The sequence below is a fragment of the Floridaenema aerugineum BLCC-F46 genome, from assembly GCF_041929345.1.
Classification (GTDB): Bacteria; Cyanobacteriota; Cyanobacteriia; order Cyanobacteriales; family Aerosakkonemataceae; genus Floridanema; species Floridanema aerugineum.
This window is the reverse complement of sequence record NZ_JBHFNQ010000185.1, coordinates 1-26,424: the sequence shown is the minus strand read 5'-3', so window position 1 is coordinate 26,424 and position 26,424 is coordinate 1. Positions and strand designations below refer to the sequence as shown.

The following is a 26,424-nucleotide window of genomic DNA, read 5'->3' as shown; positions in this document are numbered from 1 at the left end:
TATCAGCTTTTGACTGCTTATAGTGGGGGATTTAGACCCACCACTAAAGCTTGCCACTAATCGTTTACGATATAGTGGGGGACTTAAACCCATAATTATTAGCTGATAGCTGAATGCTGAAAGCTGATAGCTTGTTAATTTATTTCACCGTTGGTTTAGATCAATTACCAATTACTCCAAACAATACATTTTTGCCGTAGTCGAAGTTGCCGTACCTTCTAACTCTAATTTGGTTCAGATCTATCAAGTAATAGAAGAAATAGGACAACAATTAAACGCAAATTATTCCAGATGTAGTCGAACCCACACAAATAGATGGCGTAGAAAGTCTTGGCGAATCTAATTTATTATTGCGAACTTTAACCAAAGTGAAACCGGGAAAACATCTTCAGATCCAGCGCATTCTGCGAAAGAATTTTATGGATACCTTGTTGCGGGAAGGTATTCTGCTTCCTGCTGTCAAGGAAAGTAGCGAAGATTAATTTGGCATCCATATCAGTTTATTAGTTAACTAATAGACATCTCCAGAAAGATTGTAGAGACGTTGTATAGAAAGTCTCTACAATCTTTTTTGGAGAGGTCTAATAGGTAAAAATTCATGCTTCCCTATTTCTCAAGTTTATTCTATATTGGTAAGAATATTTCATGTTTTTCCTTACTTTTTTAGGAGATTCTCATGACATCACCATCAAAAAAGGCTCCAACAATTGGTCTTGTAGAAGTACCTGCGCTGGGATTGTATGACGAAGAAGGACATAATTGGACGGCATTATACAGAAAGAACACTCTACTCAGTAAGCAGGTTTTAATGGCAGATCTGCAAGCGGGTGGTTTTGATGCACAATTGGTTAATCTTAAAGATGGCGATCGTCGAGAACCTTTTGGAGAAGTAACTTGGAAAGGCATGAATCTGACCAAAGCTTATGTTGGAGGGAGAATTTTTGATTTAGATCCAGAAGCTTATGATGCTTGGGGAGTGACAGTTAACTACACCCAAGAACGGCAAGTTACCTGTATGACGATCGCACATCTCGCCAGCAAAGGCAAACCCGTTGTCGTCGGAGGTTCTGATGCCATTGCTGAACCCGATCATTACTTGAAAGCAGGTGCAACAGCGATCGTAATCGATAAATCTGGTGCCGCTAATTGGCCCGTTTTCGACTATGTGTTAGGAAAAACCCCACGCGAAAATCTCACTGGTGTGATTTTGGCTGATGGTCGTTATCATCCTACCCGCACCAAAGCCATGAGTCCAGATGAGTGGGCACTACCATCAGTGGAAGTAGCAAGGCAATGTTTGGGTCAAGAATATTCCGAAGAACCTTTTGTAGAAGAACTTGTACCGATCGGCTCAGTGTATCCTGATATTGGGTGCGATCGCAAATGTGACTTTTGCCAAACCCCAACCTACACTTCAGGCTATCGCCGGATGTCACCTGAAACCACTCTAAATTGGATTGCGCGTCAGAAAGAAGCTGGGGCAAAATGTACGGTTATGGGGTCCGATCAATTTCTGGGTCGAGTTTTGTTTCCCGGTGGAAAAGAAGAGATTCTGGAAATTACCAAAGGCGCAAGAGAAATGGGAATGCCGCTTTTGTGGCCCAATGGTTTAGAACTGAGAAAAGCCACTTTAGGCAGAGGACGCAACTACGATCATACAGACCTCACACCTGACGAAGAATTAATCGAAGCACTTTGGGGATGGGATGGCAAAGTTGGCGGTTTTCTCGGTTACATTCCCGCTGAACGTCCGGTTTTTGGCAGAGAATCTTACGCCAAACTTCTTCCTTGGCAACAACATTGTGAGATGATGCGAGCGATCGTTCGCGTTGGTCTTCCCGTAATTATCTATGGTTTTATTATTGGGTTTCCTGATGACAACCACGACAGTTTACTTCGTCTTGAAGAAGCAATTTTAGAACTCCATCAACAACTCAGAGAAATTAACCCAGACTTAGAATTTCAAGTCGCATCCTATTCCATTTCTCCCATACCCGGAACACCCCAAGGCGAAACCATCCGCAAATCTGGTTTATTGCGCTTTGACGATCCCTCAATTGTTGGTGGTTTATGGACACCCTGTTGTGACACCCACCACCTCAGTTATGAAGAGATTTCTGAGTGGCAATTTCGGTTAGCTCAAATCGGCAAAGCTGAATCTAAATTAATTAACTATCATGGTGGACTAACAAAACTAGCTGCTGTCAGTTAATTATGTCTTAGATCCCCGACTTCTTCAAGAAGTCGGGGATCTAAAAGAATAAATCTCTGAGCCATTAACCCGGAAAATAACAAACAATGGTTACTCACGGAATCAAGAATGAAAATTGAAGTAATTAAAATAGAGAATTTGGCAATTCACGAACATCATCTAGAGATCATCTATGGTGCAGATAAATTCAAATTTGCCACGAAAGTTTTTTATCACGATCTCTCATTTTCAGCACTGCAAGAAAAGTATTCTCAACAATTAATAGAACGCATTGCTGCCCATATTGCCTTATTTGAAGGCATGAAACTATGTTCCTTATTTCCCAAATATTACGATATCTCAAAAATTGCCTCACATCTGGAAAAACCAGTTTTAGATTTATTTGTCAAAATTTACCAAGGAGTATTTGGGCAACATTGGTATGAAAACAATGTTACAGATTACCAACAGCCAGAAATTATCTATTCCGCAGATTTAAGAGAAAGCAATCCAGAGCAAATTTTTGGAGATAATCAGACTATTCTCACAGGTTGTGGCGGTGGTAAAGATAGTATTGTAGCCATGAAAATGTTGCAAGAAGCGGATCTTCCTTTTGCTTCCATGCAATATTCTCATAGTGTTTATGGTAAAGCCGACTTGCAACACAAATTAATCAGTCAAGTACTAGAAAATGTCCAGCCAGTTAAAAAGCATAAAATCTCAATTTTCGATGATTTTATAGACTTTCCCTTTCTCCAGTTATATTTTCCTGAAAATTCAGGAATCACCGCCCCAGAAACTCCTGTTTCTATTTTTGAATCTTTATTTTTGATGTTAGCCGGAGGGTATAATTATTTATGTTTGGCTCATGAAAAAAGTGCTAATACAGGTAATTTATTTTGGTCAGAAATTGGCAGAGAAGTTAATCATCAATGGGGTAAAAGTCTGGAAGCCGAACAGATTTTAGATCGATTTGTTCGAGAGAATTTGTTATCTAAGTTTAAATATTTCAGCATTTTACAACCCATTTATGACTTCCGCATCTTTCAAAACTTAAGCAAATATCCCGAAGTCATTCCCCAAATTCATTCCTGTAACATCCAAAAACCTTGGTGTAAAAAATGCCCAAAATGTGCTTATGTTTGGTTAGGGTTAATGGCTTTTTGTCAACCGGAACAAGTAGATGCAGTATTTCAAACAAACTTGTTTGATGATGAAGATTTACTACCGACATTTCGAGAAATGCTAGGTTTATCAGTTCATACACCCTTTGAATGTATTGGCGAAATTGATGAAAGTCGTTTATTTATGAAAAGATGTTTGGAAAAAGGATTATCGGGTAAAGCATTGGAAATGTTTAGGCAAAAAATTTTATCAGATAGTTCTATAGATTGGCAAAAGATCGAACAAAAATATAATTTTGTTTACTTAAAGGAACACGCCATTCCTGACGCTCTGTTTGCTCAACTCAAAGATAAGTTCTAAAAATGGATTGCTCGATCGCACTACCAAAAAAAACACCAACCAACTAAAAAACTATGATGTTCCACACAAAGACTTGGCAAAGCATATTAATCATTACAGGTATAACAATTTCTGCCGCTTCTATCTATCCCTGCAATGTTCAAGCTCAATCAAAAATTGCGAGAGAAAATCTCATAATTGCCCAAAATTTAGCAGGAATAGAACGACAAATCTCCTTAGAAGAAGTACCCCTTCCGGCGATGGCTTCCGCAAAAACAGTTTCAGGTGCTACCTTTAACTTAGCCAGAACTGAACTAAAATCAGATGGTTCCCTGTTCTACAAAATCAGAGGGAAAAATCAACAAGGTTTTGAAGTTGAAGTCCAAGTTACTGCCAATGGCAATATTCTTCAAATTGACGAACAAATAGATCCTAGTGCTGTTCCTGAAACTGTTAGCAAAGCTCTGAAAGTATGGGTACCAAATGCTCCAATTGCTAGTACTTGGCGGAGTGTGCGACTGGGAGAATTGTACTATCAATTTGTCATCCCGGATTTTTGGTTAGAAGTTACGGCTGATGCTAGTAAAGTCATCATTAATCGCAGACTACGTTAGTAAGTTAAAAGTCAACGTATGCACATCAGGGACAATAAGTTATGAAGAATTTGAGTATTAACGGCTGGCAGAATAAACTAACTGCCACATTAACGATAACCACAATTTGTTTGACGAGTAATGCTGTTTGGGCGCAACTTAGAGGCGCTGGTGATTCTTTTGCTGAACCTCTTTATCAACGTTATAGCAAAGAATACGAACAACAAACCGGAGAAAGGTTTAAATACTCTACTATTGGCAGTGGTGGTGGGATTCGGTTATTTGCGAGAAAGTCGATCGACTTTGGCGGAAGTAGTTTAATTCCCACTCCAATTGAACAAAATCAAATGGAAGATGGTTTGTTAATGGTACCCACAGGTGGAGGTGCATTAGCTATTGTTTATAACCTGAAAAATGTGTCCAAACAAGTTAAATTATCTCGCGAACAACTGGCGCAAATCTTCACAGGTCAAATTAACAATTGGCAACAGATTGATTCTAGTTTTCCGAATCAAAGAATTCAGGTAGTTGTTTGTTCTGGCAACTGTGCTACTAGCTTTATTCTGAGTAAATATCTCAACAAAATTACTAAGGGAAAAATCCCAGCTAGTAGAAATCCAAATTGGGGATTTCAGGTATATTCTGCTTTTCCTGAAGATGGTGGAATAGCGGGAGAAGTGCGCCGAATTGATGGTGCGATCGGTTATGTTCAAAGTAGCTTTGCTACCGCCAATAATCTGTCTGTTGCTAGTATTGAAAACCAGAAAGGTCGTTATGTTCAACCAACTTTAGCAGAAACCAAGAAAGCTTTAGCAAATGTCAAATTTAATGAGGATTTCACTACTGAAGATATCCAAGATCCAGAAGAGGGTTATCCTTTGGTGAGTTTAACTTGGCTGTTGGTGTCTAAAAAGTATCTTAACCCAGATACGATGAAGGCAACGCAAAATTTGTTGACTTGGATTTTAACTAAAGGTCAAGAGTTTAATGAGCAGTTAGAGTATACCAGAATTCCTGAAGATGTGGCGCAAAGGGCGATCGAAGCTGTAAAAACTCAAATGTCAATTCGACCTTATTAAACTTCTAGTTTTTGGCAATGTTTACCGCGAAGATTCACAGCGGTTTTTAGGTGTGAGGATGTATCTGTCAAAACAATCATGAAAAACTTAAACCTGTCATTTTCTATTACCTCAGTAATCCTGGGTGGTAATTTACTAATTTTATCTCCAGTTCTAGGGCAAACAAATCTCATAAGTAATTCAGAGGAATTACCATCAGTAACTTATAATCCCGAATCTGAACCAGAAGAAACTACAATTGAACAAATAGAAAGACTATACAGTGGTCCTCCTCCCGTTTTGGATGATTTGGATGAAACGATTACTAATGTGCATCAGTTGTCAGATGTAACTCCCGATCATTGGGCTTATCAAGCATTACAAAGTTTAGTCGAAAAATATCGTTGTCTTAGTGGTTCTCCTGGCGGAAATTTCAATGGTAATCGAGCGATGACTCGCTACGAATTTGCCGCAGGATTAAATGATTGCTTAACCAGTGTTAGACGTTTAATTGAAAGTTTTAACAATCAATTTCCCCAAAAAGAAGACTTGCTAGTTATCGAAAGATTGCAAGCAGAATTCGCTACAGAACTGAAGAATATTACTGCCAAAATAGACAACGTAGAACAGCGAGTAGCTTTTATTGAAGGACATCAATTTAGCCCGACTACAGTTTTACGGGGTGTCGTAAATTTTAATTTAATAGGTGCTTTTGGTGACAGAAAAGCAATTTCTCCCGGAAGTCACTCTAGAGAAAAATTGGATGATAATCTCACTCTATCAGGAGCAACAATACTTAATTTTGATACCAGTTTTACTGGCAAAGATAGATTGCGAACCCAACTTATAGCCGGGAATGTTAACAGTTTTGGCAGTGGTGTCACTGGCACAGAAATGACTCGGTTGCTAACTATAAACACTGGCAATAATGTCAGATTAGGCACTTTATTTTATGAATTCCCTCTAGGAAAACGCGGGATTATAGCGATCGCTCCTATTGCCGACTTTCCTACGAGGATTTTTCCAGCTTTTAATCCAGTTAATTCTATATCAAATTTTGGTGCAGAAAGTCCGATTTACTCTTTTGCTTTTGGTGGTGGTGGAGTAATTTACTACAATTTCACTGACAAATTAGCTGGCGGTATTAGTTATTTAACTGATTCCCTTAGCAATGTGAGTGAAGGTATATTTAAGGGTCAATATACTCTCTTGAGTCAAATAAGTTACACTCCAACTAAGCAATTTGGATTTGCTTTTACTTATGGTCATTATTATGCCCCTGAACCTGGGATAACTAATAACATAACGGGCAGTAAAGGTAGTGTATTCGCTCAATTTCCTTTTGGTACAAGTACAGCAACTTCCTCCAATGCTTTTGGTTTACAATTTACTTACAAACTCAGTACTAAACTGATATTAGGTGGTTGGGTTAGCTACTTTAATGCTAAAGCGGAAGCTTCTCCCAGCGTGAGTGGGTTAAATGGTTTTCGGGGTGCTCAAGCCGAGATTTGGAGTTGGGCACTGACTGCATTTTTAGCAGATTTAGGTAAAGCAGGTTCGCAATTAAGTTTTGTTTGTGGTATGCCTCCTAAAGTAATAAATAATGATGTTTCTGCGCGAGAAGACCCGGATACTTCTTTGCATTTTGAGTTATCTTATCGCTACCCTGTAACCGACAGAATTTTTATCATTCCGGGATTTTTGGTAGTTACAAGTCCAGAACATAATGCAGCAAATTCCCCTATTTGGGTTGGCTTGCTCCGAACTTCGTTTGCATTTTAGGTCAGGCTAAGATTAAAGTTTTTTAGATTTCAGCCACTCACGAGCAACTTCTTCAACAGGACGAGATTGATTATCTACTTGATAATTCATCTTTTGCATTTCTTTTGTTGAAATTAACCCAGCTAATTGATTTATAGTTTCTCGCAATTCTGGATATTTTTGCAGCGTTGCTTGATGGAAAACCGGAATAGCGTAATATGGAGGGAAATACTTCTTGTCATCTTCTAAAATCACCAAGTCCAGCACAGGAATTAAGCCATCTGTAGCATTTGCTGCCACAAAATCTACTTGCTTTTCTTTTAAAGCTTGATACATTAATCCTAACTCCATTTGTTTCGGAGGTTTGGTAAATTTGAAGCCATAAGTCTTAATTAACCCTTCATAACCGTCTTTTCTCTCCAGAAATTCATACCAAAATCCTGCTTGCCATTGGGGAGTATATTTCGCAGCTTCGGAAAGAGTTTTGATTTTTAAACGTCTAGCATCTTCTCCGCGAATAAGCATAGCGTAGGTACTGTTAAACCCTAAAGATTTCATGACTTCTAAATTAAATTTTTTGTCGTATTCTTGCTTGACTTTTTGATAGACAACTTCCGGATCTTTGATTGGCTCTTGCTTTAAAATAGCTGTCAATGCTGTTCCTGTGTATTCCACATATCCGTCAATTTTACCTGCTTTTAAAGCTTCATGAGCAATAAAAGTTCCTCCTAAATTGAAGCGTCGATCGACCTTTAATTTAGTACGAGATTCAATGTGTTGAGCCAGAATTTCTCCCAAAATAAATTGTTCGGTGAAATTTTTTCCCCCGATCGCAATTGTCGGTGGTATTGGTCGGTTAGCAAAAACAATTAATCCCAATACCATGACAATTAATATGCCGGAAGCTACAGCAATTTGGCGACCAAATTTTTCTTCTCTTTTTCTATGCTGTGTGAGTTGTTTTTCCAACCATCCCAAGGAAAAATCTGCTGCTAAAGCAATTAAAGCAGCAGGTATAGCTCCTGCTAAAATTAACTGATTGTTAACTGAAGCAATACCGCGAAAAATGAAGGCTCCTAATCCACCAGCACCGATCGCAGCTGCAATAGTCGCTATTCCCACAGAAATAACTGTTGCTACCCTGACTCCTGCTAAAATTACTCCTAAAGCTAAGGGGATTTCTACTTGAAACAGCAATTCATTATCTGTCATTCCCATCCCTCTTCCCGCTTCTCGAATTGCCGGATCGACACCGTTAATGCCGATATAAGTATTACGAATTAGTGGGAGTAAAGCGTATAAAGTTAGGGCGACAATAGCAGGAGTTACACCTATTCCTCCCAGAAATGGTACAGAAATTAGGAAACCAAAGATGGCTAAACTGGGAATGGTTTGCACGATGTTAGCAAAACCGAGAATGGGTTGGGCAATTTTCGGTTGGCGAGTGATCAGAATGCCTAAAGGAATGCCGATCGCTGTTGCTATTGTCATAGCGATCGCTACTAAAATTAAATGTTCGCCCATACGGAGGAGAATTTCTGAGGCGTATTCCCTAAAAAACATTTTTATCTCCTGACTGGTTGGTTTATAATTAACAAGGTTTTCCAACTATACTCAACTATAAAGCAGGTAATAGCTAAAACCTACTATATACTTGAGTTAAATCTTTGTAACAAAAAGGTAGAAAAACAGAGTGACACCACCAATTCCATCATTTTTAAGTAGCTTTTGGCAAGATGCTTTTAATTTAAAGCAGCATCTTCAGGAATTTTTACATTTGGATGTGGAAACATTAGAAAGTAAATTAGCATCTGGTCAACAAGAAATGGCTGAGTTAAGTCACAAAGATTTTGATTGGCAACAAGCTACAGCTTTCTATCAAGACCGGGTGAAGGATGCTTATTTGTTTGAACTAGGAGCTTGGCATTTAGCGAGTCATGATTATATTGGTAATACATTACTATTAATTGCTAAATATGCCCAAGGTAGGGTATTAGATTTTGGTGGAGGAATTGGTACTCATACGATCGGCGCAGCACTTTGTCCAGATGTAAAAGAGGTGATATATTGCGATGTTAATCCGATAAATCGTGATTTTGTAAAGTATCGAGCTAAACAACTGGGGTTGGACAGCAAAATTATCTTATGTCAAGAAATGCCCGATTCTGAAAAATTTGACACAATAGTTTGTTTTGATGTGCTGGAACATTTACCAGACCCCATACAACAGTTACTCAAATTTCATCAAGCTTTGAATGATGAAGGAAAGATAATTCTTAACTGGTATTTCTTCCAGGGGTTTAATCAGGAATTTCCTTTTCACCATGACGATCGACAACTGATAGAGAGTTTCTTTCAGACCTTACAAACTAAATTTTTAGAAGTTTTTCATCCTTACTTAATTACATCTCGTTGTTATCGCAAGTGGTAAGATAGCATCTGCTATGCTGTGCGATCGCCCAATAGCCCAACCTCATTAAATCAGGACAATCATTCACCATGAGACCAAATCCAATCCCACCAAAACCAGGTCAAGAATCAGTTTGGGATTACCCTCGTCCCGCACGCTTAGAAGATACCAATAAACATCTCAAGGTAATTTGTAATGGCATTGTTTTAGCCGAAACCAACAAAGGCAAAAGAGTCTTAGAAACCAGTCATCCTCCTACCTACTACTTCCCCCCGGAAGATATTAAACTAGAACACTTGATTGCCACATCTACAAAAGGTTTGTGTGAATGGAAAGGGTACTGGAAATATTACGATGTTAGCATTGGTGATAACTATATAAATCATGCTGCTTGGCGAATTTTTCAGCCCACCCCCGATTTTGAGTCAATTCAAGAATACTATGGATTTAATGCTAATTTAATGGATGCTTGCTACGTCAATGATGAGTTAGTCACACCCCAAGCAGGTGATTTTTATGGAGGATGGATTACTGCTGATATTGTTGGGCCTTTTAAAGGTGGCCCAGGTACATGGGGATGGTAAAAGATCCCCGACTTCTTGAAGAAGTCGGGGATCTATTTGGATCTAATTGCTTTGGTGTGCTGCAAAACAGAAATCGATCGCTAGTTGTGATAATCTTAAACCAACTTTGTAAACTCTTCTATTTAAATAGATATGTAGTTTGCATTTTCCTGTTGATTATTTAAAATTGTCTGGCATAGTATTTTTAAGCATTAGAAGAGAAATATATGTATCGGTTCCAAGTAAGGGCACACACGCAAACAGGAGAATTCATTGCAGTTGTCGGTTCGACACCTGAGTTAGGAATGTGGGACATAAATAAGTGCGTACCTCTGCATACCAGTGGCGGAAGTTACCCTTTGTGGTGGACAGAAATTGAAATCAACATTCCTTCATCCTTAGAGTTATCCCAGGAGCAAAAGATTCAATATAAATATGTGCGATTTAATGTAGATGGTACTGTGCAATGGGAAGCTTGGGGGGAGAATCGTTGGATACCGATCGAATCTGACCTACCACCAACCACTATCATTGTAGAAGATGGTTGGTTTGGCTGGGTGCCGCCTTTTCCTTACGGATATTTTCAGGAACCTGTTGCCCAAAAACCAGTTACCAAAGGAAATGAAGGTTTAAAAATCGTCGTTATTGGCAGTTCTGTAGCTTTAGGATGCAATTCCTGGTTGTTGCGCGGCTGGTCTTGGCATCTGGAACAAGCATTGCAGGAAAAATACGGTCACATACTAGTGAATGTATCAGAACTGGGTGCTCATGTCAGCAGGACGATCGAGAGGTTTCCCTTAGTCATCGCACCAGAACAACCGGATATCGTGATTATTGCCCTTTCTTTGGGTAATGAGGGGTTCGTTTATTGTCCGCCTCACCAAAGACGGGCGGTACAACGCCATTTTGAACGGGGATTGCAGCAACTCGTAAAAATGACCAAAGAATGGGGAGCAATGCCCATTTTAGGTGGATTATACCCAAATGCGGATTACAGTTTAGAACATAATTGGCTATTGCGAGATACGCACAATCGAATGTTAACTTGGGGCGTTCCCATGTTAAATTGGCTTGATACTATAGATGATGGGGCGGGGCGTTGGAAACCAGGGATTTCATCTGATGCGGCTCATCCTAATAGTTTAGGGCAGCGGTTGATGTTTGAGGCGATCGATCTTCCCATCTTCGACATCGACAAAAACAAATTAATTCAACTAAAACAACGCTCTCATCAAAAGCAGGAAGTACCGATTTATCGAGATAATTTAGGTTTCCATGTTTTTGCTTGTCCAGAAGAGAAGAGTTTGCGAGTTATTAATACTTCCAAAAATACTTATACGATCGCAACTTACTGGGAAGAACTACAAGCAGCTATTCAAAGTAAAGCGGGATTGCTCCCTGGCATTTATATTAGCAAAAAGGTGGAGAAAGGTACGCTTCCTTACTTTTGGGTGCGCGAGGATGGTGCGATCGAAACTTTAGTAAATATTCCCCCTGGTGCTGACATTGAATATAGCGCTGCTTTCAACTTATTTTCGCCAAAATCCTCACAAATTTTACACTATGACGGACTTTTAGGAATATTAAAAGAAAGCGATACTACTCTCCGAGTAATCAACGAATCAGACGACGAATATAACATCCATCCCATGTGGAAGGAAGTACGCAACGCCCTGAAACAAATGCCAGAAGGTGTTTATGAAGATTTAATTGAACCAGATTTGCCTTTTCGGACAATGATGATTGGCAAACATGGATTAGAAAGCCGAGTTAAAGTGCCAGGTAAATCATCAGTAATTTTTGAATACAAGTGTAAATTAACAGATATTAGCCGAGTGGCGATAATTCCGTTAGGCGATCGATGTGCCGCTAGAATGTTATTGTACAAAATGGAATATGACGGGCCAGCATTTCCTTTCGATTTAACAAGAAGTACCAATCTTGGCGATGTAGCAGACATGATTGAGAATGGGTTTTCTGATATGTGGAATCCTTACTTTTTGCATTACAATCATGACGAAAGGAGAATCTATCACGGCAAATGGTCAGGCTTATCTTTTGCCCATGAAGTTGAAGAAACAGACGATCCATTAAATGATATGTCTCCCGTTTATGAACGAATGAGAGTACGTTATTCGGCACGTTCAGAACGCTTTTGGTATACGGTAAAAAAATGTGATGAAGCATTGTTTGTTCGCACAGGTATTACCGATCGCGGTTATGTGATAAATTTGCTGCATAAATTGAAAGCAAAATGTCACGGAAAACCATTCCGAGTTTTGTTAATTTCTCCTCAATCTTCCGATGAATTTGCTGGAATTCCTAATGTGTTACATTATAATTTGGAGTTTAATCCAGATAAAATGTATGATGATTTGGGATATTGGATGTATTGCACAGATGTCATGCGAGAAATTATTGAATCCTTGGGAGTGACTAGTAAAAACTTGTTTTGGTGTCCGCCAAATCCGCCGAAAGATTAGTTGAAAAAGTGAGAGGTTTTGTGGTGGCGATCGTGTAGTACGTATCGCCACGCTTCCTTAATTTGATATAGTAAAAGAGTTTAATAATAGATATTTGGATAAGGTTATGGATACTTTTGCGATCGCCTTACCTCCCACTCTCAAATTGAAAATCGATTTGACTGACGAACAGTATTTCCAAATGTGTCAAAAGAACCGCGATTTAAGATTTGAACGCACAGCCGAAGGAGTATTACTAATTATGCCACCAACCGGAGGAGAAACTAGCAACCGCAATGGCAGACTGAATCAACAATTATTCAATTGGTCGGATACGAATGAATTGGGTATTGCCTTTGATTCTAATGGTGGTTTTAAGCTTCCGAATGGGGCCGATCGCTCTCCTGATGCTGCTTGGGTAAAGATCGATCGCTGGAATGCCTTAACACCCGAACAACGCGAAAAATTTATTCCCCTTTGTCCCGATTTTGTAGTTGAATTACGCTCACCTAGCGATAGCTTAACAGAATTACGAGAAAAGATGCAAGAATACATCGAAAATGGCGCAAGATTAGGTTGGTTAATTGACAGAAAAAACAAGCGTGTAGAAATTTATCGCCCAAATCAAGAAGTAGAAATTATGGAAAATCCTGTTACTCTTTCCGGTGAGGATGTTTTGCCTGGTTTTGTTTTGAATCTCAATCCAATTATGTTTTAATTTAAGAAGGAATTTGAAAACGAAATGGAAGACGAATTACGTCCTGAATACGACTTTACTCAAATGCAGGGGGGAGTTAGAGAAAAATATGTCGATCGATATCAGTCAGGGACTAACTTAGTACTTCTAGAACCTGATGTTGCCCAAGCTTTTCCTAATGATGAAGCTGTAAATAACGCATTGAGATTGTTGATTCAGGTAGCCCAAAGCCAGCTACCCAACAGTGGTGTACAAATGACGGAATAAAACGCTGATTGTGGCGATCGCATAACTTGTGTGTAGTACCTACATCAATTATCATGAATTTAGCAGCTATTCAAAACTTATACCTTCTGCCTCAACTCTACAATCAAGTCACTATTCCCGAAGCAGTTAATCGTGAATTAATATATATTGATATTCATACACTTAACCCTAATATAAATCAATGGCTAATAATTTGTCGCAACTAAAAGCTAAATATTCTCCACTACATCGATTACTAGTATCTGGAAATTGGCAAGAGGCGGATTTAGAGACAACTAGGTTAACGTTTCGCGTCGATTCTGAAAAGCTGAAGATAGATGGTGGTATTCCGGCTAGAGGAGAAATAGCTGAAATTATCGATAAATTTCCTATTCAGGAATTACAGCTAATTAATTTTTTGTGGAAAAAACATAGTAAGGGAAGATTTGGTTTTAGCGTTCAGTGGCAAATATTTCAAGAAATAACGGCAGCGTATTACAATCCAGATCTCATAGAGAAATATTTGGTTAATAAGCGATGGTCTCCTATGTCTGCATTAGCAATACAAATTGGCTGGTTAAATAAAGGATCGGGTGAATGGGCATTCGATCGTGATATTATCTATTCACTTGATGCTCCGTTAGGTCACTTACCTACAGTAGGTAGGCAAGAAATGGGAGTTGCTTTTCATCATGGTTATATGTTGAGTTGGATTTTTTCTAAACTCTACCCGCGCAATACAGATTATTAATTGAAAATAACATGAATCTTCCACTGATCGATCGCGCCGCCCAACAAAACCCAAACAAAGTCGCTATTGTCGCCACTGAAGGAACTTTTACCTATCAGGATTTATTGGAAACTTCGGCTAAAATTGCGACTAAACTTTTGGATAATATCGCCGATTTACAAGAACAGCGAGTGGCTTTTCTCATACCTTCGGGATTTCAATATGTCGCTACACAATGGGGGATTTGGCGTGCGGGTGGAATCGCTGTACCTTTGTGTGTGTCGCATCCAAAACCTGAGTTAGATTATGTGATTTCCGATTCAGGCGTATCAATTATTATTGCTCATCCGAATTTTGAAAGTCTATTGCGTCCAATAGCTGAAGAGAAAAATATCAGATTTATTTTAACTTCAGAAACTCTGCCGGAACAAGTTAGTTTGTTGCCAAAAATTGAGCTTACTAGACGAGCTTTAATCCTTTATACTAGTGGTACAACTGGAAAACCCAAAGGCGTTGTTACTACACATGAAAATATTCAAGCGCAAGTAACAAGTTTGATTTCTGCTTGGGGATGGACGGCGGACGATCGCATTTTGCACGTCTTACCTTTACATCATATTCATGGCATTATTAATGTGCTCACTTGTGCTTTGTGGAGTGGCGCAGAATGTCAGATTTTACCTAAGTTTGATGCGGAGATTGTTTGCGATCGCATAAGTGACGGTGACTTAACTTTATTTATGGCTGTACCGACGATTTATGTTAAGTTAATTGCAGCTTGGGAAAAGGCTGATGGCGATCGACAACAAAGAATTTCCAATGGTTGCGCTAAAATGCGGTTAATGGTTTCCGGTTCGGCAGCTTTACCAGTTAAAGTATTAGAAAAATGGCGAAATATTAGCGGTCATTTTCTCTTGGAACGCTACGGAATGACGGAAATTGGCATGGCTTTATCTAACGCTTTAAACGGGGAAAGATTCGCCGGATATGTGGGTAAACCTTTGCCACAAGTGGAAGTTAGATTAGTAGATGAAAATGGGGCAGTAGTAACTCCGGGAACTCCGGGAGAAATTCAAGTTAGAGGCGCAACTGTGTTTCTGGAATATTGGCAAAAACCAGAAGCTACTGTTAAAGCTTTTCGCGATGGTTGGTTTTGTACGGGGGATTTTGCGGTAGTTGAAAACGATAATTATCGGATTTTGGGACGGATGAGTGTTGATATTATTAAAACTGGCGGTTATAAAGTTTCGGCTTTGGAAATTGAGGAGGTTTTACGCACTCATTCAGATATTTTAGATTGTGCTGTTGTGGGAGTGGAGGATGCAGAATGGGGTGAGCGAGTTTGTGCGGCTTTGATATTAAAATCGGGGAGCGATTTAAGTTTAGAAACTCTCAGAAGTTGGGCGAAAGAACGATTGGCTACTTATAAAGTTCCTAGTAAAATTTTGGTGGTTGAAGAGTTACCTCGGAATGCGATGGGGAAAGTTACTAAGCCTAGCGTGGCGAAGTTGTTTTAGTAAATATAAAAAAGGTACGTTGTTGCGCTTTAGCGCTAAAGCGCAACAACGTACCCTTGAGATTAAGGTGCGTTACGCTGGCGCTAACGCACCCTACGGATTTAAGATGTTTAGAAATAGCCTCTTGGGATTTTGAGGAGACACGAATGGATCTTTCACAGTCGAACACTGCTAAAAATTTGGAAGCTGCTTTTGGTGGCGAGTCAATGGCAAATCGCAAGTATTTGTTTTTTGCGGAAGTGACTCGGAAACTGGGGATGAGTGAACTTTCAAAGTTGTTCAAAGAAACAGCTAATCAAGAGACGGAACACGCTTTTGCACATTTTCGTTTGTTGCATCCTGAGTTAGTTGTGGACGATCCGGCTAAACTGAGTGAAGAGGAGAAAAAGGCGATCGCTGCTCGTTGTTTGGAACTCGCTATTGAGGGCGAAACTTACGAATACACTACCATGTATCCCGGCTTTGCGGCTGAAGCAAAAGCCGATGAGGATAGTGATGCTGTCGCTGAGTTTGATACACAAACAGCGGAATCTAAAGAGCACGCTACGATGTTCCACACCGCAGCCAAAAATTTTGGTTTGTTAACGCACATTGAGCAACATCACGCGCAACAATACACGGAAGCGTTGGGTGCTTTGGATGGTAAAGCTGCTTTTCCTAGATCTGCAAGCGAAGATCCGGCGATGCAAAAATGGATTTGTCGCCAATGTTCGATGATTTACGATCCTACTGTAGGCGATCCTGATTCAGGAATTGCTCCCGGAACTCCTTTTGCTGAGATTCCAGATGATTGGCATTGTCCGATTTGTGGAGCGAAAAAGAGTATGTTTGTCGTGTTTCAAGAAGCGATCGCAGCCTAGATAAATAAGATGTAGAGACGTTATATATAACGTCTCTACATTTAACTATATAACGTCTCTACATCTTTTCAATAATTAACTATTTATTCCTTTAAATCTTTCTTTTGCTGCTTTAAAAGACTCCTTCATTACATTTTGAATTTTCTGAGGATCGGGTTTTTTTCCTCCCATTAAATCCCCGAAATAAACACAAGCAGCTTCACCTAAAGCCCAAGTATAAGCAGCTGCCCAAGATGCTGCAATTACGCTACCAAAAATGGGGATGAATTTAACTAATTCTCGTCCGATCGCTTGAGCTAAAAAACCACCTGCGATCGCACTGACAATCCCACCTGCTTGCGATGGCGTGATAGTTTGTCCATACAAATTTCCTAATAAAGTTATCATTGAAACTTGCAAAGCAGTTAATACAGGCATAGTTGCAAAAGGCAAAGGTACTGCGGCTAAAGTAGCAGCCATAATCGAAAATGCCATTATATAACGTCGCCCGACATCTCGATAAAGATTACCTAATTTTCTGCCTGTTTCTTCCTGATCTAATAATTGGTAAATGGCGTTAGCTTCGGCTTCTGGGAGTAAATCTGCTAAGGCATCTCGCAACGCTTCTAAACCGTAAAATACGGGAGTGTAACCATCTTCTTCTAAGGTGAAGTCGATTTGGATGGCGCGATCGTACAATCCCGAAAAAGCAGTTTTTAAAGCTGTAAAAGTGCGATTAACTTCCTCAAAATCAGGCGGATAATTTGGATGATTATCAACACCAGGCGGGTAAACTTCATGCAAACAAGTTACCGCTAACAAACAGGGAATATCGGGATACTTTTTCCGCAATTCTTCGGCAATTTCCCGTAAAGTATCAGTAGCAAAATCATTACTTTTAACAGTCAGAATTAAAATTTTAGCCCGATTTGTTTTTTGTAAATCTCCAATTAATTCATCAATAATTGCCTGGGTATTCTGATTAACATCTCCCAAACCTACCGTATCAGTAAAAATCAACAACGGCAAATCCTCAGAAGGATAAACATAACGTTTAGTATTTTGCGTATGAGGACGAAAACCTTGACCAACAATTTCCGCAGAAACGCCTGTTAGTCCGCGCACGATCGAACTTTTTCCCGCTTGCGGTTTCCCAATTAACAATGCTTCAGTTGTGGGTAATTCCGCTTGAACAGTTGCCAGAATTTCTCCTACTTGAGACTCGCTGACACTAAACAATTCTATAACTTTTTGCGCCACTGGTTCAATAGGTAAAAGTTTTTTCACCCCATTCAAATTAGTGGTAGTATTATTCCAAACCTCAGCAATGCGACTTTGCCAAGATTCATCAACTGACTTTTTAGTAAGATCATCAGTTGTTTGATTCAACTGCGGAGAATCATCGGAAGGTAAATTAGTGTTATGTGGTTCTGCCATTGGTATCAAAACCGTGATTTAGTTACCGACTCCATTTTGTCTCAAAATCAAGGATTGAGATATTAAAATTAGGAGTTACACTTTATAATTCTAGATGATTAAATAAAAATCTCCATTTCGGTAAACTCTCCCCAAATTTTCGGTAATCAACACTATGACGATTCAAGTTTACGGTATTCCTAACTGCGGCACCTGTAAAAAAGCACTGCAATGGCTGTCTGATAATAATATTAAATATGATTTCATCAATACTAAAGAAAATCCTCCCTCTCGCGAGGTAATTGAAACTTGGGTAAAAACGCTGGGTTCTAAACCAATGCGAAACACTTCAGGACAATCTTACCGCGCATTGGGGGAAGTAAAACAAGGTTGGACAGATGAAGAATGGATAGATGCTTTTGCTAAAGATGCGATGTTACTTAAAAGACCTTTGTTTGTTAAAAATGGCACAGCACTATTAGTTGGTTTTCGGGAAAAACTGGAAATTATTAAAGAAAAGCTAGGGTAAATAAAACTTACTCAACTGACACAATTAGTAGGGTGCGTCAGAACTTCAAACTTTGATGTTTTCGATCAAATTTAAGGTCTGACGCACCCTACAATTTCTGCCCGGAAATCAATTTCCGGGCTAAGAGCTTCGAGTCCATTTTAATGGACTGAAAAATTTTGAATCATAAGTATTTAGTCCTCTTTAGAGGAGTTTAGCTATTAGCCTGCGAATTGATTCGCAGGCGGATTTTGCTGTTTGTCTTTCCGCCATTTCTCAGCAATTTTTTTACCTTCTTCTATTTCGGAAAAATCTACATTCATAATTGCTGTGGTAAATTCTACGCCTAAAGCTGCGCTGACTTCAAGAAGTTCGCTAAAACTAGCATATTGATAATCATTTTTTTCATATTCCTCGACTTTCTGTTCATCAATATCTAATATTTCAGCTAGTTCTTTTTGACTCATTTTCGCGGCAATTCTGGCTTTAATTAAAGCATCGGGTAGTTTATTTAAATTTTCTACTTGAATTGGGATGGGGTGAGTGCGATCGCAATTCACCAACCTTTCATATTCAGCAATTTCTGACTTTAATTCGTCAACTTGACTCTGATATGAATCTCTATGAAGTTGCCAACGTATTGGTTCAGCTTTTAAACTTTTATTATTGTCCAATTCAGCTACAGATTCTTGAAATCGCCGCAACCATTCTAAGGAATGTTGATATTCTTGCTCATTTCTAATCATCATGGTTTCCACCTTTGTAAATCTGGAAACGGTTACAGATCCCCGACTTCTTGAAGAAGTCGGGGATCTATTCGATCTATTCAGTTTTTTAGGGAAATGGTAGGAGAACCAATTTCTTGAATTAATTGGGCGTAAGTTTCCGAGGGTCGATCGCCTAAATGGTCTTCAATTATGCGATCGCTATTCTTAGCAAAATCAATACTAAAAAGTCCAAACCTCGGAGTATAAGAACCCCATTCATAATTATCAGTTAATGACCAGTGCATATAACCAATTACAGGCACATTTTCATTTAATAATCTTTTGATTTGGTGAATATGTGCTTTCAAAAAATCGCTGCGTTTAATTTGATCCCGACGATAACTAGAAAGACTATTATCAGGTTTCCGGCGTAATGCCATGCCATTTTCGGCAATCATAATTGGATAACCTAAAGTTTCAGCATAGTATTTGCAGAAAAAGTGTAATCCTTCTGGTAACGATCGCCAGTCCCACCATTTACTAGTAATTCCACTCATTAACCAACCGCGAAAATCTTTGGTTTCAAATTCAAAATCGGAAAAGTCTGGTAGGCGAAAGATGTGCGCGAGAAAGGGATCGTAATAGTCAATTGCGAGGTAGTCAAAGATTTGCGATCGCGCAGATTTCCCCAACTCTTCGAGATAAACATCTAAGTTTTTCGGATCGAAAATTCGATATCCTAATTTATTAGATACCTGATGCACTAACTTACCTAAAAAATAAGGTAAATTCCGACGAAAAGGCAACTTTTCACGGCTTAAAGCACGGTCTAAGTGTTTGGCATTGTTAACAATGTAATCAGGTAATTCTTGAGGTTTAATTCCTACTTTTTGATGATTCAATAAATCCCAAATCACCTTTTCCGACCAATATAAATCGCTACAATAAGTATTAAGTGTAACTTGCGGCGTTGTCCAACCTTCAGCCTCATAAAGGTCATGAATTACATTATAAGCCCGCACATGAGCCGCTAAAATGTGATTGTAACCTTTCATCATTGCCCCAATTCCCATAGCGGAACCTGCGGGGAATTGACCGCTTAAATATGTATTAGACAGTAAAATATTCGGTTCATTGATGGTAATATACCAGTTAATTTGCGGTAGTTGATAGTAATCAGTTAAGCGGCGATTTATGTGAGTTATTGTAACTCGAACATATTCAACAAAGCAATCAATTGTATCTTTGGATAACCAAGCATCTAAACCTAACCATGCTGGATGGGTAAAATGATGTAAAGTAACAATTGGTTCTAATTCATGTTGATAGCAAGCAGCAATTATTGCGGTATAATTATCTAAAGCATCGGTGTCAAAGGCAGGCGCGGGGGCAGTTTCGGGACTAGTCGAAGGTTGAATTCTTGCCCATTCTAAGCCTAACCGGAAGGAATTTAAACCTAATCTTTGGCAGGTTTTAAAGTCTTCTTGATAGCGATGCCAAAATTCTGTAGCATCTTTTGTCGGCATTACTTTACCTTGCTTTTCCCAGAGTGTCCAATTATTTTGGGGTTGGGAAAAACCGTTATAACCGCCTTCGCTTTGATAACCTGATGTGGCAACTCCCCAGAGGAAAGCTGCATTTTTCTGATTCTTTGTGGGAAGATTTAGAGAAGTTGCCATAATTTCAATTTTTGCTAGGTTGTAACATTTTGGTGCGCGATCGCCAATCTGATAAAATATGTTCAGCTATGTTTAAAGCTGCACGAGGTTTGCCTAACTCCAATGCAGATTGACGCATTTGAGTTAGTCTTTCTGGGTGGTTTAAAAGATACTTGACTGCTGGGGCTACCATTTCTAATAATCTTAATTGTACTCCAGCACCTGCGGCAGTAATTACATCAGCATTTTGTTCTTCTTGACCGGGAATAGGATCTACAATAATAGTTGGTGTTCCCCTTGCCAAAATTTCGCTAGTAATCAATCCTCCGGCTTTGGTAATAATTAGATCGCTAGCTACAATTAAGTCATCAACATAATCAATTGTGCCTAATTTACGTAATCTCACTTGAGGGCTATCTCTTAAATCTGTTAAAGTGTCTAGCAAGTCTTCATTTCTGCCAGCTACTACTACAATCATAGCGGAACTCAGAGTTTCTAACAAAGAGGAAACGATCGCATAAACTCTGCGACTATTCAAACCTCCACCAAATAAGGTAACTACCGAAAAATCTTGGGGTAAGTGATGGCGCGATCGCACTTCTTTTTTAGATTTTGGTTCGCTAATCTCTAGTTTAACCGGAATTCCGGTAACATGAAGAAGTGAGGGATTTACACCTCGTTGTTTAAGAATATTGGCGCTCAAATCGTTTGGTAAAAAATAACCATCTACACCATAATTTAACCAAGTACTATGAGCAATTAAATCAGTTACAACGACATATTGTGGTTTGCTTACTTGGTCTTCCGGCTCTAATAATTGTAGCAGTCGGCTGGGAATTTGTTGCACGCAGACGATCGCATCTGGCGCAGTTTCCCTAATCAATCTTCCCAAACGTCTGAAGAAAGGAAGTTCTAGTTTGGCCCAAGCTAAATTGCTATCCAAAGACCTTTCTAAATCAGAAATATCACTTCCTTCATATAGAGCTTTGTAAAGTTGTGGTACTTTTTCGCTAGAATTTTTGTAAGCTTGAATAACAGCATTGCGATAAACCAAACTAGCGTAAGCTAAAGCGTCTTCACTGAGTACTTCTATACCTCGAAAGCGAGAGAAAGCCTGAGTTAAAGCGTTAGCAGCACTAATATGCCCCATTCCTAGTGAAGCATATAAAATCATTACTCGCATTGTTAAGTATCCTCACAAATTTAACTTTCTTATGATTGAGTAGTTTATAACATATTGGTGAAAAGTAAACAGTTAAAAGACCAGTCTCTATAAAATCAACCTCCTTTTGGGTGAACCTAAGTTTATGATTCAGACAAAACTAAACAGGGTCTTTGAATAATTATAAATACCTGAGACTGCTAATCAATACCACGACTTGAATATAAATTGCTATAAATTAGAAAGAGCAGAGAATATTCGGTTTTTAAATTTCATATAGTCAGACTTTCGATTCATTATGCTATTAGACAGTGAAACTACTAAATCAGACAATAATCAGTTACCTAAATGTCTTACGGGAATTCAGGGACTAGACGAAATTACAGGCGGTGGTTTACCCCAAGGAAGACCAACCCTGGTATGTGGAACAGCGGGGTGTGGTAAGACTTTAATCGGGCTTAATTTCCTGGTTTCTGGTGCAGTTTCCTACTCAGAACCGGGCGTGTTTGTTTCTTTTGAAGAAACACCCGAAGAACTGATCCAAAATGTCCGTTCTTTAGGTTGGGATTTAAAGCAGCTAATTGCCCAGAAAAAGTTTTTAATCGATCACATCCATATCGATCCCTACGAAATAGAAGAAACAGGAGATTATAACCTCGAAGCTTTATTTATTAGATTAGAACATATAATTAATGCGATCGGAGCCAAAAGGATAGTCTTAGATACAATTGAAACATTATTTGTTGGTTTGTCTAATGAGACAATAGTTAGATCCGAATTACAACGGTTATTTCGCTGGTTAAAAAGCAAAGGTGTAACCGCAATTATCACTGGAGAAAAAGGAGAAAATACTCTCACAAGACATGGTTTAGAAGAATATGTTGCTGATTGCGTAATTCGTTTAGATCAACGCATTCAAAATGAAATTTCGACTCGACGGTTACAGATAGTTAAATATCGCGGTTCTAGTCACGGTACTAACGAATATCCATTTTTAATTAACGAAAAGGGAATTTCCGTTTTACCTATTACCTCAGTAGGATTAGACCATAAAATTTCTACCGAACGGATCAGTACAGGCATACCTCGCCTCGATACAATGTTAGGAGGTCAAGGATATTTTCGAGGTAGCAGCATTTTAATAACAGGTACAGCGGGAACTGGAAAAAGTACAATTTCTGCTCATTTTGCTCAAGCAACCTGTCTTCGCGGTGAACCTTGTCTTTACTTGGCTTTTGAAGAAGCACCCCAACAAATTCTCCGCAATATGCTGTCAGTAGGATTAGATTTAAATCCATTTGTCGAGAAAGGGTTACTCAAGTTTCAAGCAGTACGCCCAACGGCTTTTGGTTTAGAAATGCACTTAATTCAAATTCATAATTTAATTAATGAATTGCAGCCAACAGTGGTAATTGTTGACCCAATGAGTAATTTAGTTTTAGGCGGTAATTTAATTCAGTCTAAAGCATTTTTCATGCGGTTAATTGATTCTTTAAAGAGTCAACAAATTACGGTCATGCTAACAAACTTGGTCACGGGTAGTAGTTCTTTGGAACATACAGAAATTGGCATTTCATCTTTAATGGATACATGGTTAGAATTGCGAGTTAATGAAAGCAGTGGAGAACGCAACCGAGTTTTATATGTGTTAAAGTCTCGCGGCATGGAACATTCTAATCAGGTGCGAGAATTTGTCCTGACAAGTCAAGGTATAGAATTAAAAGATGTTTATTTAGGACAGGGAACTGTGCTGACTGGGACGGCGCGAAATGTGCAAGAAGCAAAAGAAAAAGCTGCTAACATAGTCCGTCAGCAAGAATTTGAACGCAAACGGCGCGAGTTAGAAAGAAAACAGGCGTTAGTTCGATCGCAAATCGAAGCTTTACAAACTCAATTAGAACTCGAACAAGAAGAGTTTAAACTAATGATTGAACAAGAACAATTGTCTCAAGATATTTCTCTCCAAGAGCAAAGAAAAATTGCTAATTTGCGACAAGCTGATGCAGATTAGTTAGTTCTTCAGACTGAAAGGGAATACTGAAAAAATGGTCAGCACAATAAAACTAAACTTAGGTAGAATTTATGGAAAAAGAAGATGCGACAAAGTTAGCGAAAATCTTTAATCAACCTATAGCAAAACAAATGAGCAATGAACGATACTTTTTTCGTTTGTACGTAGCTGGAACTACACCTAATTCCGATCGAGCTTTAAAAAACCTGCAAAGAATCGCTGAAAAATATTTTCCCGATAACTATGAATTAGAAGTCATAGACGTTTATGAACACCCCGAACAACTATTATTAGAAAATATAGTTGCTATTCCCACTTTGATAAAAGATTCTCCCTTACCCGTCAAAAGATTAGTCGGTGATTTGTCAAATACTAAAATAATTTTGACTGCTTTGGGGATTTCTTTAAAGAATAAAGAAAGTCAATATAGAAAATTTAATCCCAATTATTAAAATAAAATTACCGTTTTATAATTACTCTCTAAACTGCTCTTTTAACTTCCTCAAGATTGGGATTTTCTGATATTGTTCTGGACGAATACTATCCCAATTTAATCCGGTAGGACGTGGATAATTAGAATTAGTTTCGATTACTTCAAAAGGTGTAACAATCCAGTTAAGTGACCAATCATGAGCTTGCATTGGTAAGCGGGAATCGGCGACAATTTGTAATGGATGTGTTGTAGTAACAATGGGAGTATTTGACTGGATTAATCCAAAACTTTTTAACATTGCTAGTTCCAAATCTGCAAAACCTGCACCTTTTCCTGTGCGTCCGCCATTGCGCGTGACAGCGACACAACCTACCATTACTAAATCAATTGGTTGCATTTCTGCAAAACTGACTAATTGACCAAATTTTAGTGCTTGACGTGCGATCGCACCCTCCTCCAACGCCACATTATTCTCACCCAAAATTTCCGCCGTCAACTCCACAAAACAGCGAGTATTTGTTAACTTAGGAACCGCCATATACAAGCGTTTTCCATCTTTCAAAGCTTGTAATCTTACCGGAATTTGTGGCGAATCAGGGTTACATTTAATAGTTTTTGCTTCTCGCCAAATTGGTAACTCCGCCAACTTTTGGGCTGCATTTTCCGCACCCACAAAATTAGGAATATGACCAAAAGGATCGCGAATTGCAGCTTTTTCCTGTTTCAGTAAAGACCAAATTTCACTTCTTAACTCATCTTTTTCTACATGATAGCCACTCCACGCCATTATTTTAACCTCGTATTCTTTTTAATACTTTATTCAGCAATGTTTGTGTTTTCAGTCTGAAGATTCGCATTTTTGTTAAATCTTTAATCTCACTTGAAAAATTAGGCTTTTGGTCAAAAAATTGATTTACTTCCCCTAAAATGACCTGTAATCGCTTAATAATATTTTCGGTTCTATACTCAGCAAAAAACTGTTCTGGCAATGTAATATTTTTTGAACATTTCACGACATTTAAAATCCTTTGTACATCATATTCTTTTGAGTAACCAGCGATTTTATGACAATTAAAACCCGGATCTAAATAATCAGAAAGCCCACCATTCACACTAGAAAAAACTTGACAACCACAAGCAAGCGCCTCCATTGGTTGTAAACCAAAACCCTCACTTACTCCCTGTTGCGCCCAGTATTCCGCAGAATCGTATAGATAAACTTGCGATCGATTAAAAACCCCTGGCAAATCTTCCACATAAGAATCAATAACTTCTACTTTGCAGTGTTGTTTCAAAGCAGGGATTAACTCTTTAATTAAATAACTCGAAGATTTCCTCGCTTGCACCAAAACGTCAATATCCCGTGATAAACCTAAATTAGTAAAATCATCAGAAATTTGATTAGGTAAATAGTAAATTAGCGAATGAGGAGATTTTTGCCCCCAATATCCCAAAGTATTCCTGCTAACAGTAATAATTGGAATATTTGCCGGAAGTTTAAAGCCGTAACCTGCACTATGAGCATGATAAATTAAGTTATAACCTTTCAGCTTAGTGACAAGTTTAGGAACATCAAAACCCCAACTAATTACAAAAATTGCCTTGTCTAAATTTTGAGTTTTTAATACATCATCAATAAAAAGTTGGTCTTTTTCCCTTTGCCGATAAGTAACAACATTAGCATCACATATTTGTTGGGCTAACTTCACTGTTTTTAATTCTGCCCAAAGTCCACCGCAAGCAAATTTGCCTTTAGTTCCCGGAACTAAAAAATAAAGTTTTCGCATCACACCACCTCAAATTGGTACGTTGTTGCGCTTCAGCGCAAATTGGTACGTTGTTGCGCTTCAGCGCAAATTGGTACGTTGTTGGGGGGGCGGGGGAATAATTAAAAAAAATTTTAAATAAAAGAAAAAAAAAAAAAAAAAAAAAAAAAAAAAAAAAAAAAAGTTTTTTATAATTAATAAAAATTAAAAATTTAAAAAAAAAATAATAATT

General features: G+C 38.6%; 24 protein-coding genes. 17 read left to right on the top strand and 7 right to left on the bottom strand.

Annotation, left to right across the window (positions count from 1 at the left end):
* Positions 1-676 precede the first annotated feature (676 nt).
* From ACE1CC_RS23895 to ACE1CC_RS23875, 5 genes are all read left to right on the top strand, one after another.
* Positions 677-2,212: a radical SAM protein gene (locus ACE1CC_RS23895; RefSeq protein WP_413272942.1), complete on the top strand. Its 1,536-nt coding sequence runs from the start codon at positions 677-679 to the stop codon at positions 2,210-2,212.
* A 108-nt stretch (positions 2,213-2,320) separates the two neighbouring features.
* On the top strand, positions 2,321-3,676 hold the full coding sequence (locus ACE1CC_RS23890) for a hypothetical protein (RefSeq protein ID WP_413272941.1): 1,356 nt from the start codon (positions 2,321-2,323) through the stop codon (positions 3,674-3,676).
* Between the two features lie 53 nt (positions 3,677-3,729).
* Positions 3,730-4,269: a hypothetical protein gene (locus ACE1CC_RS23885; protein ID WP_413272940.1), complete on the top strand. Its 540-nt coding sequence runs from the start codon at positions 3,730-3,732 to the stop codon at positions 4,267-4,269.
* A 41-nt stretch (positions 4,270-4,310) separates the two neighbouring features.
* Positions 4,311-5,327 (top strand): phosphate ABC transporter substrate-binding protein PstS, encoded by a 1,017-nt coding sequence (gene pstS, locus ACE1CC_RS23880; protein WP_413272939.1) that lies wholly within the window; start codon positions 4,311-4,313, stop codon positions 5,325-5,327.
* A 78-nt stretch (positions 5,328-5,405) separates the two neighbouring features.
* Positions 5,406-7,088, top strand: a complete 1,683-nt coding sequence (locus ACE1CC_RS23875; RefSeq protein WP_413272938.1) for an iron uptake porin — start codon at positions 5,406-5,408, stop codon at positions 7,086-7,088.
* A 12-nt stretch (positions 7,089-7,100) separates the two neighbouring features.
* Here ACE1CC_RS23875 and ACE1CC_RS23870 read toward each other — a convergent pair whose 3' ends face one another.
* Positions 7,101-8,630, bottom strand: a complete 1,530-nt coding sequence (locus tag ACE1CC_RS23870) for a glycine betaine ABC transporter substrate-binding protein (RefSeq protein WP_413272937.1) — start codon at positions 8,628-8,630, stop codon at positions 7,101-7,103.
* A 130-nt stretch (positions 8,631-8,760) separates the two neighbouring features.
* On the opposite strand from ACE1CC_RS23870, the gene ACE1CC_RS23865 reads away from it, so the two are divergent.
* The 9 genes from ACE1CC_RS23865 (at position 8,761) to ACE1CC_RS23825 (ending at position 16,552) form a co-directional block, all read left to right on the top strand.
* Entirely contained in the window at positions 8,761-9,498 is a 738-nt protein-coding gene (locus ACE1CC_RS23865) for a class I SAM-dependent methyltransferase (protein WP_413272936.1), read from the top strand.
* A 68-nt stretch (positions 9,499-9,566) separates the two neighbouring features.
* Entirely contained in the window at positions 9,567-10,061 is a 495-nt protein-coding gene (locus ACE1CC_RS23860; RefSeq protein WP_413272935.1) for a DUF427 domain-containing protein, read from the top strand.
* A gap of 206 nt (positions 10,062-10,267) precedes the next feature.
* Entirely contained in the window at positions 10,268-12,523 is a 2,256-nt protein-coding gene (locus ACE1CC_RS23855; RefSeq protein ID WP_413272934.1) for a DUF1796 family putative cysteine peptidase, read from the top strand.
* A 106-nt stretch (positions 12,524-12,629) separates the two neighbouring features.
* Positions 12,630-13,220: a Uma2 family endonuclease gene (locus ACE1CC_RS23850; RefSeq protein ID WP_413272943.1), complete on the top strand. Its 591-nt coding sequence runs from the start codon at positions 12,630-12,632 to the stop codon at positions 13,218-13,220.
* 24 nt (positions 13,221-13,244) lie between these two features.
* A complete protein-coding gene (locus ACE1CC_RS23845) occupies positions 13,245-13,466 on the top strand; it encodes a hypothetical protein (RefSeq protein ID WP_413272933.1) in 222 nt (73 codons plus the stop codon).
* A gap of 53 nt (positions 13,467-13,519) precedes the next feature.
* Positions 13,520-13,672, top strand: a complete 153-nt coding sequence (locus ACE1CC_RS23840) for a hypothetical protein (protein WP_413272932.1) — start codon at positions 13,520-13,522, stop codon at positions 13,670-13,672.
* Positions 13,648-14,196 (top strand): GUN4 domain-containing protein, encoded by a 549-nt coding sequence (locus ACE1CC_RS23835; protein ID WP_413272931.1) that lies wholly within the window; start codon positions 13,648-13,650, stop codon positions 14,194-14,196. Before ACE1CC_RS23840 ends, ACE1CC_RS23835 begins: the two co-directional genes overlap by 25 nt.
* 11 nt (positions 14,197-14,207) lie before the next feature.
* Positions 14,208-15,692 (top strand): acyl-CoA synthetase, encoded by a 1,485-nt coding sequence (locus tag ACE1CC_RS23830; RefSeq protein ID WP_413272930.1) that lies wholly within the window; start codon positions 14,208-14,210, stop codon positions 15,690-15,692.
* 146 nt (positions 15,693-15,838) lie between these two features.
* On the top strand, positions 15,839-16,552 hold the full coding sequence (locus ACE1CC_RS23825) for a rubrerythrin family protein (RefSeq protein ID WP_413272929.1): 714 nt from the start codon (positions 15,839-15,841) through the stop codon (positions 16,550-16,552).
* A 75-nt stretch (positions 16,553-16,627) separates the two neighbouring features.
* On the opposite strand, the gene ACE1CC_RS23820 is transcribed toward ACE1CC_RS23825, so the two are convergent.
* On the bottom strand, positions 16,628-17,968 hold the full coding sequence (locus ACE1CC_RS23820; RefSeq protein WP_413272928.1) for a YcjF family protein: 1,341 nt from the start codon (positions 17,966-17,968) through the stop codon (positions 16,628-16,630).
* A gap of 154 nt (positions 17,969-18,122) precedes the next feature.
* On the opposite strand from ACE1CC_RS23820, the gene ACE1CC_RS23815 reads away from it, so the two are divergent.
* The gene (locus ACE1CC_RS23815; RefSeq protein ID WP_413272927.1) at positions 18,123-18,476 is read left to right on the top strand and encodes a Spx/MgsR family RNA polymerase-binding regulatory protein; all 354 of its coding nucleotides are present in this window, start codon (positions 18,123-18,125) and stop codon (positions 18,474-18,476) included.
* A 200-nt stretch (positions 18,477-18,676) separates the two neighbouring features.
* On the opposite strand, the gene ACE1CC_RS23810 is transcribed toward ACE1CC_RS23815, so the two are convergent.
* From ACE1CC_RS23810 to ACE1CC_RS23800, 3 genes are all read right to left on the bottom strand, one after another.
* Positions 18,677-19,201: a helix-turn-helix transcriptional regulator gene (locus ACE1CC_RS23810; protein ID WP_459563905.1), complete on the bottom strand. Its 525-nt coding sequence runs from the start codon at positions 19,199-19,201 to the stop codon at positions 18,677-18,679.
* Positions 19,202-19,281: 80 nt separating this feature from the next.
* On the bottom strand, positions 19,282-20,841 hold the full coding sequence (locus ACE1CC_RS23805) for a glycoside hydrolase family 1 protein (protein WP_413272925.1): 1,560 nt from the start codon (positions 20,839-20,841) through the stop codon (positions 19,282-19,284).
* A gap of 4 nt (positions 20,842-20,845) precedes the next feature.
* Entirely contained in the window at positions 20,846-22,003 is a 1,158-nt protein-coding gene (locus tag ACE1CC_RS23800) for an MGDG synthase family glycosyltransferase (protein ID WP_413272924.1), read from the bottom strand.
* Between the two features lie 277 nt (positions 22,004-22,280).
* Between ACE1CC_RS23800 and kaiC the strand changes: the two genes are divergently transcribed.
* Both kaiC and ACE1CC_RS23790 read left to right on the top strand, forming a co-directional pair.
* On the top strand, positions 22,281-23,993 hold the full coding sequence (kaiC, locus tag ACE1CC_RS23795; protein WP_413272923.1) for a circadian clock protein KaiC: 1,713 nt from the start codon (positions 22,281-22,283) through the stop codon (positions 23,991-23,993).
* Between the two features lie 71 nt (positions 23,994-24,064).
* Entirely contained in the window at positions 24,065-24,445 is a 381-nt protein-coding gene (locus ACE1CC_RS23790; protein WP_413272922.1) for a circadian clock KaiB family protein, read from the top strand.
* A 21-nt stretch (positions 24,446-24,466) separates the two neighbouring features.
* On the opposite strand, the gene ACE1CC_RS23785 is transcribed toward ACE1CC_RS23790, so the two are convergent.
* Entirely contained in the window at positions 24,467-25,213 is a 747-nt protein-coding gene (locus tag ACE1CC_RS23785; RefSeq protein WP_413272921.1) for a 5-formyltetrahydrofolate cyclo-ligase, read from the bottom strand.
* 4 nt (positions 25,214-25,217) lie between these two features.
* Positions 25,218-26,213 (bottom strand): glycosyltransferase, encoded by a 996-nt coding sequence (locus ACE1CC_RS23780; protein ID WP_413272920.1) that lies wholly within the window; start codon positions 26,211-26,213, stop codon positions 25,218-25,220.
* Positions 26,214-26,424 lie beyond the last annotated feature (211 nt).

Bases quoted from the DNA above. Each gene is read 5' to 3' on its own strand.
- ACE1CC_RS23845 (WP_413272933.1), top strand. From the start codon at position 13,245: ATGGAAGACGAATTACGTCCTGAATACGACTTTACTCAAATGCAGGGG.
- ACE1CC_RS23830 (WP_413272930.1), top strand. From the start codon at position 14,208: ATGAATCTTCCACTGATCGATCGCGCCGCCCAACAAAACCCAAACAAA.
- ACE1CC_RS23890 (WP_413272941.1), top strand. From the start codon at position 2,321: ATGAAAATTGAAGTAATTAAAATAGAGAATTTGGCAATTCACGAACAT.
- ACE1CC_RS23820 (WP_413272928.1), bottom strand. From the start codon at position 17,968: ATGGCAGAACCACATAACACTAATTTACCTTCCGATGATTCTCCGCAG.
- ACE1CC_RS23840 (WP_413272932.1), top strand. From the start codon at position 13,520: ATGAATTTAGCAGCTATTCAAAACTTATACCTTCTGCCTCAACTCTAC.
- ACE1CC_RS23855 (WP_413272934.1), top strand. From the start codon at position 10,268: ATGTATCGGTTCCAAGTAAGGGCACACACGCAAACAGGAGAATTCATT.
- ACE1CC_RS23780 (WP_413272920.1), bottom strand. From the start codon at position 26,213: ATGCGAAAACTTTATTTTTTAGTTCCGGGAACTAAAGGCAAATTTGCT.
- ACE1CC_RS23805 (WP_413272925.1), bottom strand. From the start codon at position 20,841: ATGGCAACTTCTCTAAATCTTCCCACAAAGAATCAGAAAAATGCAGCT.
- ACE1CC_RS23800 (WP_413272924.1), bottom strand. From the start codon at position 22,003: ATGCGAGTAATGATTTTATATGCTTCACTAGGAATGGGGCATATTAGT.
- ACE1CC_RS23785 (WP_413272921.1), bottom strand. From the start codon at position 25,213: ATGGCGTGGAGTGGCTATCATGTAGAAAAAGATGAGTTAAGAAGTGAA.
- ACE1CC_RS23875 (WP_413272938.1), top strand. From the start codon at position 5,406: ATGAAAAACTTAAACCTGTCATTTTCTATTACCTCAGTAATCCTGGGT.
- pstS (WP_413272939.1), top strand. From the start codon at position 4,311: ATGAAGAATTTGAGTATTAACGGCTGGCAGAATAAACTAACTGCCACA.
- ACE1CC_RS23810 (WP_459563905.1), bottom strand. From the start codon at position 19,201: ATGATTAGAAATGAGCAAGAATATCAACATTCCTTAGAATGGTTGCGG.
- ACE1CC_RS23825 (WP_413272929.1), top strand. From the start codon at position 15,839: ATGGATCTTTCACAGTCGAACACTGCTAAAAATTTGGAAGCTGCTTTT.
- ACE1CC_RS23885 (WP_413272940.1), top strand. From the start codon at position 3,730: ATGATGTTCCACACAAAGACTTGGCAAAGCATATTAATCATTACAGGT.
- ACE1CC_RS23895 (WP_413272942.1), top strand. From the start codon at position 677: ATGACATCACCATCAAAAAAGGCTCCAACAATTGGTCTTGTAGAAGTA.
- ACE1CC_RS23870 (WP_413272937.1), bottom strand. From the start codon at position 8,630: ATGTTTTTTAGGGAATACGCCTCAGAAATTCTCCTCCGTATGGGCGAA.
- ACE1CC_RS23860 (WP_413272935.1), top strand. From the start codon at position 9,567: ATGAGACCAAATCCAATCCCACCAAAACCAGGTCAAGAATCAGTTTGG.
- ACE1CC_RS23815 (WP_413272927.1), top strand. From the start codon at position 18,123: ATGACGATTCAAGTTTACGGTATTCCTAACTGCGGCACCTGTAAAAAA.
- ACE1CC_RS23790 (WP_413272922.1), top strand. From the start codon at position 24,065: ATGGAAAAAGAAGATGCGACAAAGTTAGCGAAAATCTTTAATCAACCT.
- kaiC (WP_413272923.1), top strand. From the start codon at position 22,281: ATGCTATTAGACAGTGAAACTACTAAATCAGACAATAATCAGTTACCT.
- ACE1CC_RS23835 (WP_413272931.1), top strand. From the start codon at position 13,648: ATGGCTAATAATTTGTCGCAACTAAAAGCTAAATATTCTCCACTACAT.
- ACE1CC_RS23850 (WP_413272943.1), top strand. From the start codon at position 12,630: ATGGATACTTTTGCGATCGCCTTACCTCCCACTCTCAAATTGAAAATC.